We start from the raw sequence: 471 nt of genomic DNA on the forward strand, positions 1-471 counted from the left end.
TACCGACTGCGTATCGTCGACAAATTCACACATCAATAAGTTGTCGAATTCGTCGTCGCTGTATTCAAGGCGCAACTCATCAAGGTCAAATAAATCACAGCCGCCCCTGATTGCATCCTCTACCGTCACAATCTGACGCCATTGGCGATCCTCACATAAGCGACCTTTTGCTAGTGCCTCATGCGAAACATCAAATGTAATGCGTTGATCTTTAGGGCGCTTCTTATTGAATAAATCGCCCGTCCAGAAATCGTATGCTTCATGGGTAATGCTTGACGGTGTTGAAAAGTAGGTTTGCTTCCATTTTTTATGCATCGCCATCCCACTGGTGACTTTCCTGAATACCAAAAATTTCGGTATCCAGAAATATTCATCCAGATAGGTATCGCCGTGATAGCCTTGAGCTGTATTTGCATTGGTACCGAGAAAATAAAGCTCTGCACCATTTGGCAAAATAATCGGATCGCCTTT

General features: G+C 43.9%; 1 protein-coding gene. It reads right to left on the reverse strand.

Annotated features, from left to right (window positions below; genetic code table 11):
• Nucleotides 1-471 (reverse strand): terminase large subunit domain-containing protein (locus A596_RS22460; RefSeq protein WP_039918859.1); only part of this gene is annotated, 471 nt, incomplete at both ends.

Source organism: Cellvibrio mixtus subsp. mixtus J3-8, assembly GCF_000766945.1.
In the GTDB taxonomy this organism is placed as follows: Bacteria; Pseudomonadota; Gammaproteobacteria; order Pseudomonadales; family Cellvibrionaceae; genus Cellvibrio; species Cellvibrio mixtus_A.